This window comes from Labilibacter marinus, from assembly GCF_001659685.2.
GTDB classification, from domain to species: domain Bacteria; phylum Bacteroidota; class Bacteroidia; order Bacteroidales; family Marinilabiliaceae; genus Saccharicrinis; species Saccharicrinis marinus.
On record NZ_LXYE02000049.1, the window covers coordinates 49,508 to 67,423 of the forward strand.

Below are 17,916 nucleotides of genomic sequence, written 5' to 3' on the forward strand. Positions count from 1 at the left end.
TCATGAAATCAATATTACACGCTATACTGCTTATTTTTGCGCTGAGTACTATTCATCATCATGTTCACGCTCAAAAGGATTCTGTACGTTTTTCTAATGGAGACCTTATTGTTGGCGAAATAAAAACGATGGATAAGGGCGTTCTAACCATGAAAACGGACTATAGTGATAAGGACTTTTTAATTGAGTGGAAAGAAGTTGCTTGGGTAAAAACACAATCACATTTTCTTATTATGCTTAAGGAAGGCTATCAATATTATAGCACCTTGGTATCAGAAAATGATTCAATTGTTAAGGCCATTAATAACGAAAATAAGTTTACAACCTTTAAAATACAATCAATAGTATACTTAAACTCATACGATGATGGTTTTAAGGATAGGTTTAGCGCCGCTATAGATATTGGTATTGATTTGGCAAAAACAAACCAAATGAGAAAACTGACAAGTAGTTTTCAGATGGGTTATAAAACTAACAAGTGGTCTTCTGATATATTGTTTAATACATTACAAAGTGTTCAAGATGATACGGATCCCATACAGCGTAGTGATGGCTCGGCAAACTTTAGATATGTGCTTCCTAAAAATTGGTATTGCATAACTACCTTATCTATATTATCAAATACCGAGCAAAAAATAGATATGCGTTATAATATGCAACAAGGTTTTGGTCATTTTTTTACTCGAACAAACAGCGCTTTTTGGGGAGGTAAAATAGGCGTTAACCGAAATATGGAGAAGTACTCCAATGAACCAGAAGGTAAAAATTCATGGGAGTCATACTTGGGTACAGAGCTAAATTTGTATGATGTGGGCGACTTGAGCCTAAGTGTTGGGGTTATATCTTATTTTGGATTAACAGAAAAAGGACGTTTCAGGACGGATGCTAATATTAACTTCAAATATGACTTACCGCTAGATTTCTATGTAAAAATAGGGACTTCAATGAACTTTGATAACCAACCATCAGAAGGTTCAAGTAAGTACGATTACGTATTTCAAACTGGTTTTGGATGGGAATGGTAAAGTGATGTTAATGGATTTAGTTTTTACTATACACCAAGGTAATTGTGTTTAATATTCTTGAAAACAGCTCCCTACTCATTCTTAAAAATGAGGAGAACTCCGCAGTGCTTTCCCCTCTTGATTTTTAGGCAGGGTGGTATATTATAGATTTGTTTCAATGCATTTCTACTGACTATCCAACCTTCCTTTTGCAAAAGAAAGTAAAATTGTTAATTTGTAACTCCGTTCATAAAATCCCGAAACAATGCGTAAGGCACTATATACAATCCTTTTTATTTTATCCACATTAAGTGTATTTGCACAAATACAAAAAAATGGAATTCCTGAATTAGAATATTTCAATAGGCGACAATATAACGGAGCTACTCAAAACTGGCAGATAACACAAAGCAATGCAGGTTTTATGTACTTTGCCAATAACGATGGTGTGCTAGAGTTTGATGGCGAAAGATGGAGAATGTATGATGAGGCTGGCGATTTTATTATTAGAAGTGTAAAAAGTATTGGAGATAGGGTATATGCGGGTTCTTTTGGCGAGATAGGATATTTTAAATACGATTCATTATTCCGAAATAATTATAAGTCATTATCCAGTTCTGATATAAAAAAGATGGGCGACTTTTGGAATATATATGCCTGGAATGATAAAGTAGTTTTTCATTCGCATAATGGTTTATGTATTTTTAAAGATGATGAGTTAGTGAGAATTGTACCTGCAGCTACTCGTTTTTTATCCTGTTATATAGTCAATGGCTTATTTATTATACACGATGAAAAGGAAGGTTTAATGGAGCTAAGAGGAGAAGCTGTTTACCCCATTAATGGAGGTAAGGTTTTTTCCGATAAACAGGTAAAATCTGTTTTAGCGTTATCAGAACGTTCCATTGTTATTGGCACTATGAAGCAGGGCCTTTATAAGTGGGATATGGAAAATATAATAGCTTGGGAAGTTCCTGCAAATTCGCTTTTAAAACAAGTAAATATCTTTTCTGGAATAAAGTATTTGGATGATTTTCTGGTATATGGAACCATTCAAGGTGGGCTGGTTATCATCTCTAAACGTGGAGATATTTATATGCAGATTGATAAAGATAAAGGACTTAAAAATAATACAGTATTAAGTACTTTTTCAGACCAAGAAGGAAATATATGGTGTGGATTAGATAATGGTATTGCTCGGGTAAACTTTAATTCTAATGTTACCTTTATTCAGGGATATTATGATATTGGAACAGGATACGTTATCGAAAGTTTTAACGGACAATATTATTTTGGAACCAATCAAGCCTTATATAAAATTTCAGAGAAAGTGCTTACCGATCCGCTTAAAAAGCGAGATGATTTCATAAGGATTCCAGGCTCTGAGGGACAAGTTTGGAGTATTTATAAGGATGAGGAAAATTTACTTTTCGGTCACGATTTGGGTGCATTTTCATGGGTTAACGAACAAGTAAATCAATTAACGCCAGATGATATTAATGGGGTATGGAATTTTAAACCTATCCCTAATCATCCTAATTTATTAATTTCTGGAACTTACGAAGGCCTTTGTGTTTTTGAGAAAATAGATGGTGTATGGCAGTTTAAGGGTATGGTAGAAGGCTTTAATGAATCTAGTAGATTTTTAGAGTGGGATGATGATGGACAATTATGGATGTCGCACGGATATAAAGGATTGTATCGATTAAAATTCAATGAAGATTTTTCAAAAGTACTAAGCCAAAAGGTTTTTAAAAATACCGATGTATCCGATAATAGTTCAAGTCTTGTATTAACTAAAATTAATGATCAATGTTTGTTTACAAGTAAGGATGGTATCTATTATTTCAATGAGAATAATAATCAGTTTGCCAGATATACTGTGCTAGATCAGTTCTTTTATTCTTCTAATTATCCAAACTCTATTAAACAAGATCAATTTAATAATATATGGTATTTTCATGAGGCTAGTGTGGGGGTGTTGCGATATCTTGAAGATGGTAGTTATAAAAAGATTGAATACCCATTTTTGGCTTTGGAGCGCAAGCTAGTAAGCGGCTTTGAGTTTGTTTCCATCTTAAATCAAGACAATGCCTTTTTTGGTATTGAAGATGGCTTCGCACATTATTCCTCTAACGAAATAAAAAACTACCAAATTCCATTTGATGTTCATATACAGCGTTTTGTATGCGAAAATGATTCTGTGGATTATAGCATTATAAGCGTAGACGATTCACCAGAACAAAGTTATGTACCTCATTTTAAGTTTAGGAAAAATGCATTTCAAATTACTTATGCTGCTTCATTTATGGAGGGTGTAGACGTGATGTATGCTACAAAACTAGAAGGTTTAGACTCACAATTTTCTGAGTGGAAAACGCAGGATACAGAATTTTATTCGAACCTTCGTGAGGGAGAATATACCTTAATAGTACGTGCTAAAAATCGCTATGGGGTAGAGGCTAAACCTGTTCAGTTTAAATTTGTTGTATTACCTCCATGGCATAGGTCTACCAAGGCTAAAGTATTATATGCGGTGCTTTTAATTATAATTGCTTTAGGTCTGTTTTATTTTATTCAAAAACGTGTTGAGCTAAGTAGGCAAAAGGAAAAACTTAAGCAACAACAGCGTTTTAAAGACAAAGAAGAGCGTTTAAAAAATGCAGCCTTAGAATCGGAAAAAGAATTGATTAAAACACGTAATGATAAATTGCGTGGAGAAATGGTTTTTAAAGAGAAAGAACTCGCTAATTCAACCATACACGTTATCCAAAAGAACGAGCTGCTATCAGATATTAAGGCTCAGTTAAAAAGAATCATTAAAACTAAAGATCATCATGATGCGGATAAAAAGATGTCTTCTTTAATTCGTAAGATTGATAAGGATATTGATAATGAGAATAACTGGGAAGTTTTTGAGATGCACTTTGGACAAGTACATGAGGAGTTCCTGAAAAGATTAGTTGAAAAACATCCTGAACTAACCCAAAGAGAACAAAAGTTGAGTGCCTATATTAAAATGGGTATGTCTTCAAAAGAAATTGCTTCTTTAATGAATATCACTACTCGGGCGGTTGAAAACAACCGCTATAAATTACGCCAAAAGCTTGGTATTGATCAAGGTCATAATTTATCCTCATATATAGCGAAGCTTTAATTAAACGTTATTATCCTCCCTTATTTTAAAGAGATTAAATGTTAAAAAATGTATAAAATGCATTTTGCCTTGTTATGCCCAATTATGAAGTTTTAAATGTAGTGTAAAAATGGTATTTGTATTTTTTAAAACGCAGTAGCATAGACTATTGTATTTTGTAGTGTGAGGTTTATATGAGGTGTAATTGGTGTAAATATGAGTTTTATATGAAGTAATAAATTATCAAACATTAACATTTAGCTAGATATTTGCTTTCGAAAGTTAATTCTTAAATCAAAAAGCAAATGAAAAATTTATTAGGAACATTAATCCTGCTACTGTGCTCTACCACCCTTATATGGTCACAGGATATAACAGTATCAGGTACGGTTACATCCTCAGAGGATGGAATGCCAGTTCCCGGCGTAAGTGTTGTTGTAAAAGGAACAACCAACGGAACGATTACTACTATTGATGGTCTTTATTCTCTTAAAGCGAATAAAGGTGAAACATTGATTTTCTCCTTTATTGGAATGGAAATGCAAGAACATGTCATTGGTGAATCTACTCTTAATGTAATTCTACAAAATGAAATTTCAGATCTTGATGAGGTAATTGTTGTAGGTTATGGTGTTCAGAAAAAAAGTGTGGTAACTGCTGCTATTAGTAGTGTAGATGCCGAAGAGCTTGAAAAAGCAACTCCATCACGTATTGAAGATGTACTAAAAGGTCGAGTGTCTGGTGTGCAGATTACACAAAGCTCTGGTCAGCCAGGGGCCGATTCTAAAGTACGTATTCGTGGTATTGGTACTGTAAATAACAGTGATCCACTTTATATTGTGGATGGTATGGCTGTAGACGGTGGTATCAACTATCTAAACCCTTCCGATATTGAGTCAGTAGAGGTGTTGAAGGATGCTGCTTCTGGAGCTATTTATGGGGCACGTGCTGCCAACGGTGTTATTTTGGTAACCACCAAGTCAGGTAAAAAAGGAAGAGCTACCATCAGTTACGATTTCTCGTACGGCTTCCAAAACCCTTGGACGACCAAAGATATGCTTAAGGCAAATGAATACATGACCATCATGAATGAAATGGAATTAAATGATGGTAATGATGCTAGGTATACAGCAGACCAAATTGCAAATGCAGGTGACGGAACAGATTGGCAGGATGAAGTTTTTAACAAAAATGCACCTGTTCAAAATCATCAAGTTAGCTTAAGCGGCGGAAACGATTTCTCCAACTATTTTTTATCGTTTGGTTACTTTAATCAAGAAGGTATTGTTGGTGGTGATTACGGTCGTTCAAATTACGAGCGTTACAGCATTCGTTTAAACAATACGTATAATGTTTTTGAAGAAGACAGAACTTTATTTAAGAATTTTAAGGTTGGTGTAAATGCAGGTTATACCCGTATCTTATCTTCAGGTATCGAAACCAACTCGGAGTTTGGTTCTATATTAGGTAGTGCTTTGGCATTTGATCCAACAGTTTCTGTTTATGCTGAAGACCCTGATGCTGTTTTAGCAGAATATCCTACAGCAGTTACCGATAAGGATGGAAGAGTATTTTCATTGCCTCCAGCCGGATTCCAAGAGATTGCTAATCCAGTGGCTATGTTAAATGAGCCTTCGGGATCTCAGGATAACTCAGATAAAATTGTAGCTACTTTTTGGGGCGAACTAGAGTTAGTTAAAGATCTTAAGTTTAAAACCAGTTACGGTGTTGACCTTGCATTTTGGGGTGGAGACGGATATACCTACCCATACTTTTTAGCCAGTCAAGGTAAAGAAGTTACCCGCAGCCATGTATGGTCGAACATGCACAGAGGTTTTACATATCAAATTGAAAACACCTTACATTATACTAAAACAGTTAACAAAAAACATAACTTCTCTGCCTTGCTAGGTCAGTCTGCAAAAGAATATACCGTGCGCGACTTATCAGGTGATGATTATGATTTATTGGAAGAAAATCCAACCAAAGCGGTTATTGATTATGCCATAGCCGACAGAGATGACGAAAGAGTTACCGGAGGAACAGGTGGTTTTACGTCTAGAACATTAGCTTCTTATTTCGGTCGTTTAGATTATAACTACGACGAGCGTTACATGTTTCAGGCAACCGTTCGTAGAGATGGTTCTTCAAACTTTGGACCTAACAACAAATGGGCAGTATTTCCTTCTGTTTCTGCAGGTTGGAATGTAACCAACGAAGCCTTTATGGAAAGTGCACCAAGCTTTATTAGTTATATCAAGCTAAGAGGTAGCTGGGGTAAAAATGGTAACGAAAATATTGATGCTTTCTCATATACCAGCTTAATGGATGGCGGACAAAACTATTACTTCGGTTCTGGCGATTACTCTACTATGCAGTATGGTAGTAATCCATCTCGCATTGCAAATCCTAATGTAAAATGGGAAGAATCAGAACAAATTAATATTGGTGCCGATTTTAGATTCTTCAGACATGCTCTTTCGTTTGGTGTTGACTATTTTAAAAAGGAAACCAACGGTATGTTAATGGATCAACCAATTCCTCAGTATGTTGGATTAGGTGCACCTATTGCCAATGCTGGTGACATGGAGAATGAAGGTATAGAAATAGAGATTTCTTATAAAGACAATATTGGAGATTTCAACTACAGCATTTCTGCTCAAGCTTCATACATCCAAAATAAGTTAATTAACATGGGTAATGAGTCGGGTGAAAATATTTACGAAACCTCTGGTGCCTCAGGTGTGGGCAGTTTTGTAAAAGGTGAGAACGGCGAAGTATTCCCTTATTTTTACGGATACAAAACAAACGGAATTTTTCAAACGCAGGCTGATGCCGATGCATACAATACCATGTACGGACAATCTGCTGTAGCTGGTGATGTAAGATTTGTAGATTCAAATAATGATGGTGAATTAGACGATTCGGACAGAACAAAAATTGGTAAAGGTATGCCAGATTGGACCTATGGTTTCACACTTGCTGCTGATTATAAAAACTTAGATTTTAGCGCCTTTTTCCAAGGTAGTATTGGTAACGATATTTTTGATTTATCCCAAAGAGGTGATATCTCAACAATGAATAAACCTTCGTGGAGTTTAGGTCGTTGGACAGGACCGGGTACATCAAATGAGCTACCTCGTGTAACTGCTAAAAACCCTAATGCCAACTGGCGTTCATCTGATATATATATCAAAGATGGATCGTACTTAAGATTAAAAAATATTCAGTTAGGTTATACACTTCCTAATAGTATTTTAAGTCAGAAAATCATTCAACGAATGAGACTATATGTAGCTGCTGAAAACCTACTAACATTTACCAAGTACGATGGTTTTGAGCCAGAAATTGCTTCTGGCGGTTACACTACCATTGGTGTAGATAAAGGAATTTATCCTCAATCTAAAACCATTTCATTCGGTGCTAACATCACATTTTAATTTTATAAAATTCACAGTTATGAATAAATATATATTATCAATATTTCTAGTCGCTTTAATGGGTTTTAGCTCGTGTAGTGACGACTTCCTAACCGTTGAGCCTACCGATTCTCAAGAAGCGGGTGGTGTAGCAACGGAAGGAGCTATCCTATCGAACCTTGGTTCTGCATACAAAATTCTATTGTTTGATAGTTATGCAGACTACAACTATAACTCGGTACCATTTATGTCCGATCTTCGTTCGGATGATATTTACAAAGGTGGTGGTGATGCTGGCGACCAGCGAGTACTTTATTTAATGTCGCAGTTTAATGTTAATGCCAACGAAACACCATCAGGTTTATGGGGCATTTATTACTCAGGTTTAAGTAGATGTAACAATGTTTTAAATGCTTGTGATAATTCAGTTGGCGTAAGCGATGAAAGTTTAGCACAGTACAGAGCTGAAGCACGTTTTCTAAGAGCATATTACGTGCATTGGTTATGGAAATTCTGGGGTAATATTCCTTATTTCGAGGCCGATTTAGATGCGCCATATATGGCTCCGCAATTTACGGCTGATCAAATTTATGCTGAGTTAATTGAAGATGTTGATTTTGCCATTGAAGGCGACAAGTTGCCCATGCAAACAACAGCTGCCAATGATGGTAGAGCTACCAAAGCTGCAGCTATGATGTTGAAAGCACGTATTGTAATGTATCAAAAAGACGAAAGTAAATATGCCGAAGTTTTAAAAGATATGGAAGCGATTTACGGAAGTAGTGAATTTGAATTAGTTGACTTTGCGTCTATTTGGGATAGAGAAGGTGAGTTTGGTGCAGGTTCAATTTTCGAGGCTAACCAACTTCCTGAAGGGAAAGACTGGGGTGCAGCTTGGAATGGTTTTGGAACAAACCTACCTGCTTTCATTTCTCCTAACTCACTAAAAGATGCTAGCGATTTATTAAGTGGAGAAGAGTTTTACACTGGCGGATGGGGTTTTGGTCCTGTTCGTACTGAACTACTTTCTATTTATGAAGATGGAGATGCCCGATTAGCTGGTTCTATCAATAGTTTTGAAGAGGGAACTTATGTGGCACGTTTTCAAAATACAGGTTACTTTATGGCTAAGTATGCTGCTCGCGAAGATTATAACGATGCGCCATACGGACAAGATTTGAACTACGAAAATAACGTACGTATTTTTCGCTATGCTGAGGTATTGTTAAATGCGGCCGAGCTAATTGCAATCCATGGTCAAACACCAACTACCGACTTAACTGCACAAGTTTGCTTAGATGCCATTAGAGGAAGAGCAGGTGTTCCTTCAATTGTTGCTTCTGCTACAAATATTAAGTTAGAACGAAGAAGAGAGTTTGTTGGTGAAGGCATGCGTTTTTGGGATATCGTTCGCTGGGGTGATACCGATGTATTAACCGAGAGTGTTCCTGAATATTCATCAGAAAGAACTTGGAATGACAACTGGAAATATCTTCCTATTCCTCAATCGGAAATTGATAAGACTGAGGGAGAATTTAAATTAGTTCAGAACGACGGATACTAGTCTATAGCTAACATTAAAAGAAATAAAAATGAAGAATTTTATATATATCATAGTTTTGGCATTTGCGTTTGGAGCGTGTTCTCCTGATGAGTACAGCATGCCAAAGAATATTACAGCTGACGATGCGCAATGGACTTATGAAAATACAGGTGTGGTTAATGAGTTTAATCTGATTAATAATACCCCTGGGACTTCTGCAGTTTGGGATATGGGAAATGGCGTATCTGCTAACGGAAATAAAGTAGTTGCGCAATACTCTTTAGCAGGAACTTATACCATTAGCTTAACGCTAATATCGCAAGGAGGTACAGTAACCGTTCAAGAAGATATTACTCTTACGGAAGATAACCCAGCATTTCTATCTGGATATCCTTACGATCAATTGATTGGTGATGGATCAAAGACATGGGCGGTTGATGGTTATGCCACAGGTGCTTTTGGCTTAGGACCTACCTTGGCTAATCCTACAGAGTGGCATGCGGATGGACCTGGAGCACGTAAAGGCAAAGGTTTATACGACGATCGTTTTACCTTTTCATTAACTGAAGCAGGATTAACTGTTGAGCAAGTAACTAACGGTGATGTTTATGCCAACGGCGGTTGGGCTGCCGACCTAGGCGATACCGAAGGAAACCAAGAACCAGATGGTGGTGATTTTATTATGCCTTATGATGGTACCACAAGTACTTGCGTGGTGGCAGGAACCACATTATCTACAGGAACTGCATTCTTAGGATATTATGCAGGAGCTATGAATTATGAATTAATTACGGTTACGGATGATTTATTAGAAGTAGCTTTCTGGGATACAAATGCCAACTTTTTCTGGTACACTAAATTGGTTCCTGTAGATAAGCTGACGGAAGAGCCAGAGGCAAAACCGCTTGAAATTATATCTATCACTACATTACTTGATGCATTTGAAGGTAACTCATCATTAACTTGGCTTACTGATCCTGTGGGAAGTTCAACCATGTTTAACGCGGAAGCAAAAGATCCTGTTAACAACAAAAATACCGTGGGTAAATTTACAAGAAGTAGCGATGTTTACGGAAACTTTGGAACAAACCTTACAGGCAAAGCCATTGACTTTGTAAACGGTTCTAAGGTGATGATGAAAGTGTACATCCCAAGTTCAAATGATTATACGCCTTCTGGTGTAGTTGCTGGAGATTGGATTACGATTCCTGATACAGATGAAGAAAAGATGACACTTGAGTTAAAATTTCAGAATGACGCTTTAGGTGGAAACGCTTGGCAAACTCAAATGACACTTAAAACGGATGTGCTTAAAGACTACGAAGATCAGTGGGTAACACTTATATTTGATTTTAGCGAGAAATATGCTGGATCAGCTCATGGAGACAAAGATGAGTTAGGTAAGTTCATTATTCAATATGGTGGAGAAGGATGGGCTTATGCCAATAACATAGAAGCTTATTTCGATGACATTCAAGGAATGGAAAATTCTGTAGCAACAATTAAGTCTGCTAGCAATAATGTTATTGTAATTAAATAATTATAAAGAGATGAGCGTGTTTAAAAACCACATAGAATATTTTAGATTCTTTCAGTTTAAAAGTTTACATCTCTTATAAACCCCTAAATTCCCTAAAAAGGACTTAAGCCTCCCGCTTTAGGGAGGTTTGGTGGGGTTACATATAATAAACTTATAAATCGTAAGGTTTAATTTTTTCAGATGTCGACTTTAAACACCCTCATCTTATAAACAATCAAATGACAAGCGTTTTTGGAACGGTTCAAATTTTAATACAATGCAAATCAAATATTTCAATTTTCTAAAACTATCATTCATTGCATTTATAAGCTTAGGCCTTCATGCCTGCTCAGGTGATGATGAAGCAGTTGAATATACTGCTGATTTTACCTATGAGATAGATGGTGAAAATCCAAACCTTGTACATTTTACCAATACTTCGAAAGGAGATTATTTATATCTGCAATGGGACTACGGCAAGGATGCTGGTTTAGGGGCAAAAGAGTCTGATAAAACATCGGTTCGCTCTATTAATTATCCCCTTAAGGGAAGCTATGAAGTTACGCTGCTTGTTTGGGGATCAACCAATAATAGTAGCGATACTAAAACCATAACACAAACCATTGAAATAGCGCAAGATGATCCGGATTACTCAGGTGGCAATTTAATTTGGTCAGATGAGTTTGAAGGCAGCGCTGTAAACCAAGGGAACTGGACTTTTGAAGAAGGTACAGGCGATAACGGTTGGGGTAATCAAGAATTACAATATTATACAAAGGGAGACAATGTTAGTGTAGCAAATGGTATGTTAAGCATTACCGCAAAAAAAGTGAATGATAATAAAGCTCAAGGCTCATATACATCTACTAGAATGATTAGTTGGGGCAAGCAAGAGTTTACCTACGGACGAATTGAAGTGCGTGCAAAATTGCCATCGGGTAAAGGCGTTTGGCCAGCCATTTGGATGTTAGGTGCCAATTTAAATAGTGTAGGTTGGCCAGCATGTGGCGAAATAGATATTATGGAATATGTGGGCTACCAACCTAATGTAGTTCATGGTACTGTGCATACAACATCAGGTTCTGGAGGCAATGGAAATGGAGGCAGTAAAACACTTGAAACGGCAGAAGAAGCTTTCCACATTTACGGATTATTATGGAAGGAAGATGCACTTACCTTTTATATCGATTCGCCAGAAAATGTGGTACACACTTATGCGCCTGTTGTAAAAAATGATAGCAACTGGCCATTTAACAAACCTCATTTTTTCATACTCAATATGGCAGTAGGAGGAACATGGGGTGGAGCACAAGGTATTGACAACTCCATATTTCCGCAAACCATGGAGATTGATTATGTGAGAGTTTACGAACTGGATAATTAAAAAATAGGAATACAAGTTCCTGTAATTTGAAATAAGATGAAGGGGTTTAATATTATATATATAGTTTTTGTTTGCTTGCTCATGGCAAGTTGTCAAAACAAAGAGGGGTACGAATTAGTGTGGAGTGATGAATTTGAATACGAAGGCCTACCGAATCCTGAAAAATGGGAATATGATACGCTGGGTAATGCATGGGCATGGGGTAATAGTGAACTCCAGCATTACACAGCTTATAGAAAAGAAAACGCAATAGTTAAAGATGGTAAATTGCATATTCGTGCTTTAAAAGAAGAAGGATTTCCAACTCAGTATACATCGGCTCGACTTATGACCAAAGGAAAAGGCGATTGGTTATACGGCCGAATAGAGGTGCGAGCTAAGGTTAGCCAGGGAACAGGAATATGGCCAGCTATATGGATGCTACCAAGCGAAAATAAATATGGGAATTGGCCTAAAAGCGGTGAGATAGATATTATGGAACACGTTGGTTACGATCCTGATACTATACATTTTACTGTGCATACTGGAGCCTTTAATGGAATGCATAGAACACAAAAATCGAGTAAAGTATTTTTACCAAAAGCCGAAAAGGAGTTTTATACCTATACGGTAGATTGGACAGAAAATAAATGCGACTTCTATGTGGATGACCGGAAGGTCTTCACTTTTAAAAAAGAATCTGATAATACAGATGAGTGGCCATTTAACCACCCTTATTATCTATTACTCAACGTAGCAGTTGGAGGAACATGGGGAGGTATACATGGCGTTGATAACAGCATATTTCCTCAAGCCATGGAGGTGGATTATGTAAGAGTTTACCAAAAAAAGTAACGAATCAATTTCGCTGACAAAAGGAGCAATACTGCTGCTTTACAGGAATCTTACACCCTAAACTAAAGTGAAAAAGTATGGCCTCAACCGAGTCTTTTTTAAGATAAAAGGTTTGAGTTATAAAGTTCAAATATCAGGCTTGTGAAGTCATAAAAATCAAGGAGTATACTTTTTGTAAATGACTGTTTTTATGACAAGCATAATGAAGTAGTTGACTTTATAATCAAACACTAAATAGGCTATTTTGATTAGACATTTAAAGTGTACAAAAAAGTACCATTTACATATACAGTTCATTAAATCATTTTATGGAATCCCTTTATAAGTGATTTATAATAAACCAATAATGTTTTTAGGATGAAGACATGGTTAAGTATTAAAAACATATGATGGAGAATAGAAATTGGACACCTCCATTTTTATCAGTTCTGATACTTGATACTAATTTTTAAACACAGAAAAATGAAAAGTATTTATTTAGGAAATACGAATCTGAATAACACAGAAAAAGAAGTAAAAGGGGAATTTGTAATTATTGATAATGAGAAGTTTTACAAAATCAATAACTATGATAAAATGCCTGACTTTTTTATGAGCATTGTAAGTGATTCCGATCACTGGATGTTTATATCAAGCAATGGGTCATTGTCGGCTGGTAGAAAAAACAGAGATAATGCTTTGTTTCCTTATTACACCGACGATAAAATTCACGATTACAAAGGAAAAACAGGAAGTAATACCATATTGTTGGTTGACCAAGAAGATAAAACTTTATTGTGGCAACCTTTTATCGAAGAGCTAAGTGTATACCAAATAGAACGGAACTTATACAAAAACATTTACGGTAATAAAATCATATTTGAAGAAATCAATTATGATCTAGGTATCGCCTTTAAGTATGAGTGGAGCTATACCGAAAAGTTTGGTTTTGTAAAGCAATCTCAGCTTAGTAATATAACGGATAAGCAAATTCAGCTATCGTTTCTAGATGGAATTAAAAATATACTTCCTTATGGAATTGATTTTGATTTTCAGAATACCTACAGTAATTTATTAGATGCTTACAAAAAAAATGAACTGTTAGAAAAAACAGGCTTGGGTTTATTTATGCTCAGTTCTATACCTGTTGATAGAGCAGAGCCCAGTGAATCATTAAAAACAACCACGGTTTGGTCGCATGGTTTAGCGGATAGAAAAATTCTATTATCAGATAAGCAGGTAGCCAATTTTAAAAAGGGTTGTACAGTTGAAACTGAAATAGATATTAGAGCTGCCAGAGGTGCATATTATTTAAATGCTGAAATTTTACTTAACGGAAAAACTTCGCAGGAGTGGATGATAGTAGCTGAAATTAATCAGGATAGTGCTGCTGTAGCAAATTTAAACACCCAGCTGGGAAATATTAATATAGTTGAATCTGTAAAAAATGACATACAGTTAGGAACCGAAAATCTAATTAAGATTGTTTCTGATGCCGATGGTTTACAGTTAGGAAATGATACTCTTTCATCTGCACGTCATTTTTCAAATACCATGTTTAACGTTATGCGTGGCGGTATTTTTAATAAAGACTATAAAGTAAATAGTGCCGATTTTAAACTTTATGTAGGTCAAACAAATAAGCAAGTTCTAAATAGAGTATCAGATGCTATCGATGCACTTCCTGTAGAAATTAATTATCCAGAATTATGTGCTTGGGCAATGGATTGTGGTGATGTGGATTTATTGCGAATTGCCAATGAGTATTTACCATTAACGTTTAGTCGTAGGCATGGCGACCCAAGTCGTCCTTGGAATCAATTTGCTATAGAAACAAAAAATGAAGACGGTTCACCAAAGTTAAACTATCAAGGTAACTGGCGCGATATCTTTCAGAATTGGGAAGCATTGGCTGTTTCATACCCAGAGTTTGTAGAAGGTATGATTAGTAAATTTGTGAATGCTTCCACAGCAGATGGTTATAATCCATACCGAATTACACGCGAAGGTATTGATTGGGAATGTCCCGATCCTGAAGATCCATGGGCGTACATAGGTTATTGGGGCGATCATCAGATTATTTATCTGCAAAAGTTTCTGGAGTTATCAAAAGCTTATCACCCAGGTAAATTAAACGATCTGCTTGCTAAGGAGATGTTTGTTTACGCCAATGTTCCGTATCGTATAAAATCATATAAAGATATTGTAGCTAATCCGCAAGACACCATCACCTTTGATGTTGATTTAAACACCCAAATAAAGGAGCGTGTTGCAGATACTGGAGCGGATGCCCGTATGCTTTGGAGTGCTGATGGCGAGCTTTACAAAGTGAATCTTAGCGAAAAGATTCTGGTTACCCTATTATCTAAACTAAGCAACTTTATTCCTGAAGCAGGTATTTGGTTAAATACGCAGCGCCCAGAGTGGAATGATGCCAACAATGCATTGGTAGGTAATGGAGTTTCTATGGTTACCTTGTATTATATCCGTCGTTTCTTAAAATTTTGGTCGGAGCAGTTTGCCGAAAATATGCAGCAAGAAGTTCTTATCTCAGAAGAAGTTGTTGAGTTACTCAGTACCATTCATAATCTGTTCGATACAAAAAAAGATATTCTTAAAGTTGGATTTTCTGATGAAGATAGAAGACACTTTGCAGATGTTCTTGGCCTAGCAGGAGAAAAATACAGAAATAATATTTACAAGTATGGCTTCTCTGGTGATAAGAAAACCATAGCCGTAAGTCAGTTGGTTGACTTTGCTAATGTAGCGTTATCGTATATGGATCAATCCATTAACGCGAATAAACGTAGCGATGGATTATACCATTCATATAACCTTATTTCATTTGCGGAGAAAACTACATCTATCCGTTATTTATACGAAATGTTAGAGGGTCAAGTAGCTGTATTGAGTTCTGGTTATTTAAATGCTTCAGAGAGTCTTTCAGTATTGGATGCCCTTAAAGCAAGTGCATTATTCAGAGAAGATCAATATAGTTATATCCTTTATCCAGATAGGCAACTAGCCCGTTTTGAAGATAAAAACACCATCCCTACAGAAAAAGTACAAAGCTCAGCATTATTGAGCCAGCTAGTAAAAGATGGAGATACATCTATTTTAAAGAAAGATTTAAGCGGAGCGTATCACTTAAATGGAGCTTTGCGTAATGCCGATGTTTTAAAAACAGCCATTGATGATTTAGATAAAGCAAAGTACGCTAAGTTAATAGCATCTGATAAAAACCAAGTATTAGATATTTACGAAGAGATGTTTGATCATCAATCATTCACAGGACGTTCAGGTACATTTTATGGATACGAAGGTTTAGGAAGTATCTATTGGCATATGGTTTCTAAGCTTTTATTAGCAACACAAGAAAGCTACTTTGGTGCCATTGAAGAAGGCGCCAATGCCGAGTTGCAAGGTAGAATAAAACAACATTACTACGAGATAAAAGCGGGTATAGGAATTTATAAATCTCCAGAATTATATGGTGCATTTCCAACTGATGCATATTCTCATTCGCCTGGAGGAGCAGGAGCTAAACAGCCTGGTATGACGGGTCAAGTGAAAGAAGATGTAATTGCTCGTTTGGCCGAGCTGGGGGTGTCAGTTAAAGATGGAAAAATCCATTTTAACACAGCCTTAATCAATCATAACGATGTACTGACTGAAGCAACCAGCTTTGAGTTTTACAATATAGTAGGAGAACGAAAAGAGCTTGCTTTAAAATCGGGTCAATTGGCTTATACTTTTTGTAAGGTGCCCGTGGTGTATACGCAAGGTGTAAGTTCTCAAATAGAAGTTCTATTCGCAAACGGAAAATCCACCCTTTTTAAAGGTAACTGTATCGATACAGAGATTAGTAATAAAATATTTAATCGCCTCGGTGAAGTTAGTCAAGTTAAGGTTGTATTAACGGAATAATGGTAGTGCATCCGAGGTGATTTAATACTCAGGGCTTAAAATCGCTGAGTATTAATATCAAAATAGCTTACTGTTTTTATAAATAGTAGAGAAATGAAATCGCATTGATAACAGGAGTATAAACAAATTATTAATAGTCATGTCAGCAAGGAAAGAATACATAAGGTCACTTTACGGAAACAATTTTTCAGGTAAAAACATCAGCGATTTATTGCCTTTGTACAAAGATACTTTACAACAAGGCATGCATGGCATATGTATGAGCCCCTATGTAGAAGGTCAAGAGCCAGGCGATCAGTTAAGTATAGAGCAAATTGAACGTCGATTGGAAATTATAAAACCTTATGCCAAATGGGTAAGGACTTTTTCTTGTACAGAGGGGAATGAACTGATTCCTTCAATAGCCAAGCAAAAAGGAATGAAGACTTTGGTAGGTGCATGGTTAGGAACGGATTCTAAAATCAACGAGCAAGAAATTACCAATGTGATAAAAGTAGCTAAAGCAGGCCATGCTGATATAGTAGCTGTAGGTAACGAAGTGCTTTATCGCGAGGATTTATCAGAGGAAGAACTGTTAGCTTTTATCAAACGAGTGAAAGATGAATTACCCGGTATACCAGTGGGTTATGTAGATGCTTATTATGAGTTCTGTAATAGAGAAACTGTGGCAGATGCTTGCGATGTGATTTTAGCTAACTGTTATCCTTTCTGGGAAGGGTGTTCGTTAGAAGATTCATTCCTCTACATGAAAGATATGTACCGAAGAGCCTTGATGGCAGCCAAAGGCAAAAAGGTAATTATTACAGAAACAGGATGGCCCAATGCAGGTGGTGGTTATTACGGTGCAGAAGCATCGACTGAAAATGCGATCAAATATTTTATCAATGCACAATCATGGTCCAATAAGGAGGATATAGAAATGTTCTATTTCTCATCCTTTGATGAAGCTTGGAAGACCTCTGCTGAAGGTGATGTTGGTGCATTCTGGGGTATTTGGGATAAAGATGAGAAGCTAAAGTATTTGTAAGAAAGAGGTATCAATAATAAAGCACCAGAGAGGCGCAATGTTATAGCTTAGGACAGGGTCCTAGCTTGATTATCAGAATCAACCCGACGTATGGCCTGTTTATTATATCAACAATGAAACTTTGCGTCGGAAACTAGAAATAGT

At 36.4% G+C, this 17,916-nt stretch carries 9 protein-coding genes; all 9 read left to right on the forward strand.

Translation table 11 applies throughout. The features are described 5' to 3' along the window. Positions 1-2: 2 nt before the first annotated feature. The 9 genes from A8L32_RS19625 to A8L32_RS19665 all read left to right on the forward strand — a co-directional run bounded on the left by A8L32_RS19625 (position 3) and on the right by A8L32_RS19665 (position 17,772). The gene (locus A8L32_RS19625) at positions 3-1,025 is read left to right on the forward strand and encodes a DUF481 domain-containing protein (protein ID WP_075591293.1); all 1,023 of its coding nucleotides are present in this window, start codon (positions 3-5) and stop codon (positions 1,023-1,025) included. Positions 1,026-1,269: 244 nt separating this feature from the next. Beyond that, on the forward strand, positions 1,270-4,161 hold the full coding sequence (locus tag A8L32_RS19630; RefSeq protein ID WP_075591294.1) for a ligand-binding sensor domain-containing protein: 2,892 nt from the start codon (positions 1,270-1,272) through the stop codon (positions 4,159-4,161). A gap of 284 nt (positions 4,162-4,445) precedes the next feature. Next, positions 4,446-7,580, forward strand: coding sequence for a SusC/RagA family TonB-linked outer membrane protein (locus A8L32_RS19635; protein WP_075591295.1), 3,135 nt, complete (start codon positions 4,446-4,448; stop codon positions 7,578-7,580). A 19-nt stretch (positions 7,581-7,599) separates the two neighbouring features. Continuing rightward, on the forward strand, positions 7,600-9,123 hold the full coding sequence (locus A8L32_RS19640) for a RagB/SusD family nutrient uptake outer membrane protein (RefSeq protein ID WP_075591296.1): 1,524 nt from the start codon (positions 7,600-7,602) through the stop codon (positions 9,121-9,123). Between the two features lie 28 nt (positions 9,124-9,151). Beyond that, positions 9,152-10,642, forward strand: a complete 1,491-nt coding sequence (locus A8L32_RS19645; protein ID WP_075591297.1) for a PKD domain-containing protein — start codon at positions 9,152-9,154, stop codon at positions 10,640-10,642. A gap of 256 nt (positions 10,643-10,898) precedes the next feature. Then, positions 10,899-12,005 (forward strand): glycoside hydrolase family 16 protein, encoded by a 1,107-nt coding sequence (locus A8L32_RS19650; protein WP_083631419.1) that lies wholly within the window; start codon positions 10,899-10,901, stop codon positions 12,003-12,005. A gap of 81 nt (positions 12,006-12,086) precedes the next feature. Continuing rightward, on the forward strand, positions 12,087-12,839 hold the full coding sequence (locus A8L32_RS19655; protein ID WP_233145511.1) for a glycoside hydrolase family 16 protein: 753 nt from the start codon (positions 12,087-12,089) through the stop codon (positions 12,837-12,839). A 462-nt stretch (positions 12,840-13,301) separates the two neighbouring features. Continuing rightward, on the forward strand, positions 13,302-16,745 hold the full coding sequence (locus A8L32_RS19660; RefSeq protein WP_075591299.1) for a hypothetical protein: 3,444 nt from the start codon (positions 13,302-13,304) through the stop codon (positions 16,743-16,745). Between the two features lie 139 nt (positions 16,746-16,884). After that, positions 16,885-17,772: a glycoside hydrolase family 17 protein gene (locus A8L32_RS19665; protein ID WP_075591300.1), complete on the forward strand. Its 888-nt coding sequence runs from the start codon at positions 16,885-16,887 to the stop codon at positions 17,770-17,772. Positions 17,773-17,916 lie beyond the last annotated feature (144 nt).

Bases quoted from the DNA above. Each gene is read 5' to 3' on its own strand.
- A8L32_RS19635 (WP_075591295.1), top strand. From the start codon at position 4,446: ATGAAAAATTTATTAGGAACATTAATCCTGCTACTGTGCTCTACCACC.
- A8L32_RS19645 (WP_075591297.1), top strand. From the start codon at position 9,152: ATGAAGAATTTTATATATATCATAGTTTTGGCATTTGCGTTTGGAGCG.
- A8L32_RS19650 (WP_083631419.1), top strand. From the start codon at position 10,899: ATGCAAATCAAATATTTCAATTTTCTAAAACTATCATTCATTGCATTT.
- A8L32_RS19630 (WP_075591294.1), top strand. From the start codon at position 1,270: ATGCGTAAGGCACTATATACAATCCTTTTTATTTTATCCACATTAAGT.
- A8L32_RS19660 (WP_075591299.1), top strand. From the start codon at position 13,302: ATGAAAAGTATTTATTTAGGAAATACGAATCTGAATAACACAGAAAAA.
- A8L32_RS19665 (WP_075591300.1), top strand. From the start codon at position 16,885: ATGTCAGCAAGGAAAGAATACATAAGGTCACTTTACGGAAACAATTTT.
- A8L32_RS19625 (WP_075591293.1), top strand. From the start codon at position 3: ATGAAATCAATATTACACGCTATACTGCTTATTTTTGCGCTGAGTACT.
- A8L32_RS19640 (WP_075591296.1), top strand. From the start codon at position 7,600: ATGAATAAATATATATTATCAATATTTCTAGTCGCTTTAATGGGTTTT.
- A8L32_RS19655 (WP_233145511.1), top strand. From the start codon at position 12,087: ATGGCAAGTTGTCAAAACAAAGAGGGGTACGAATTAGTGTGGAGTGAT.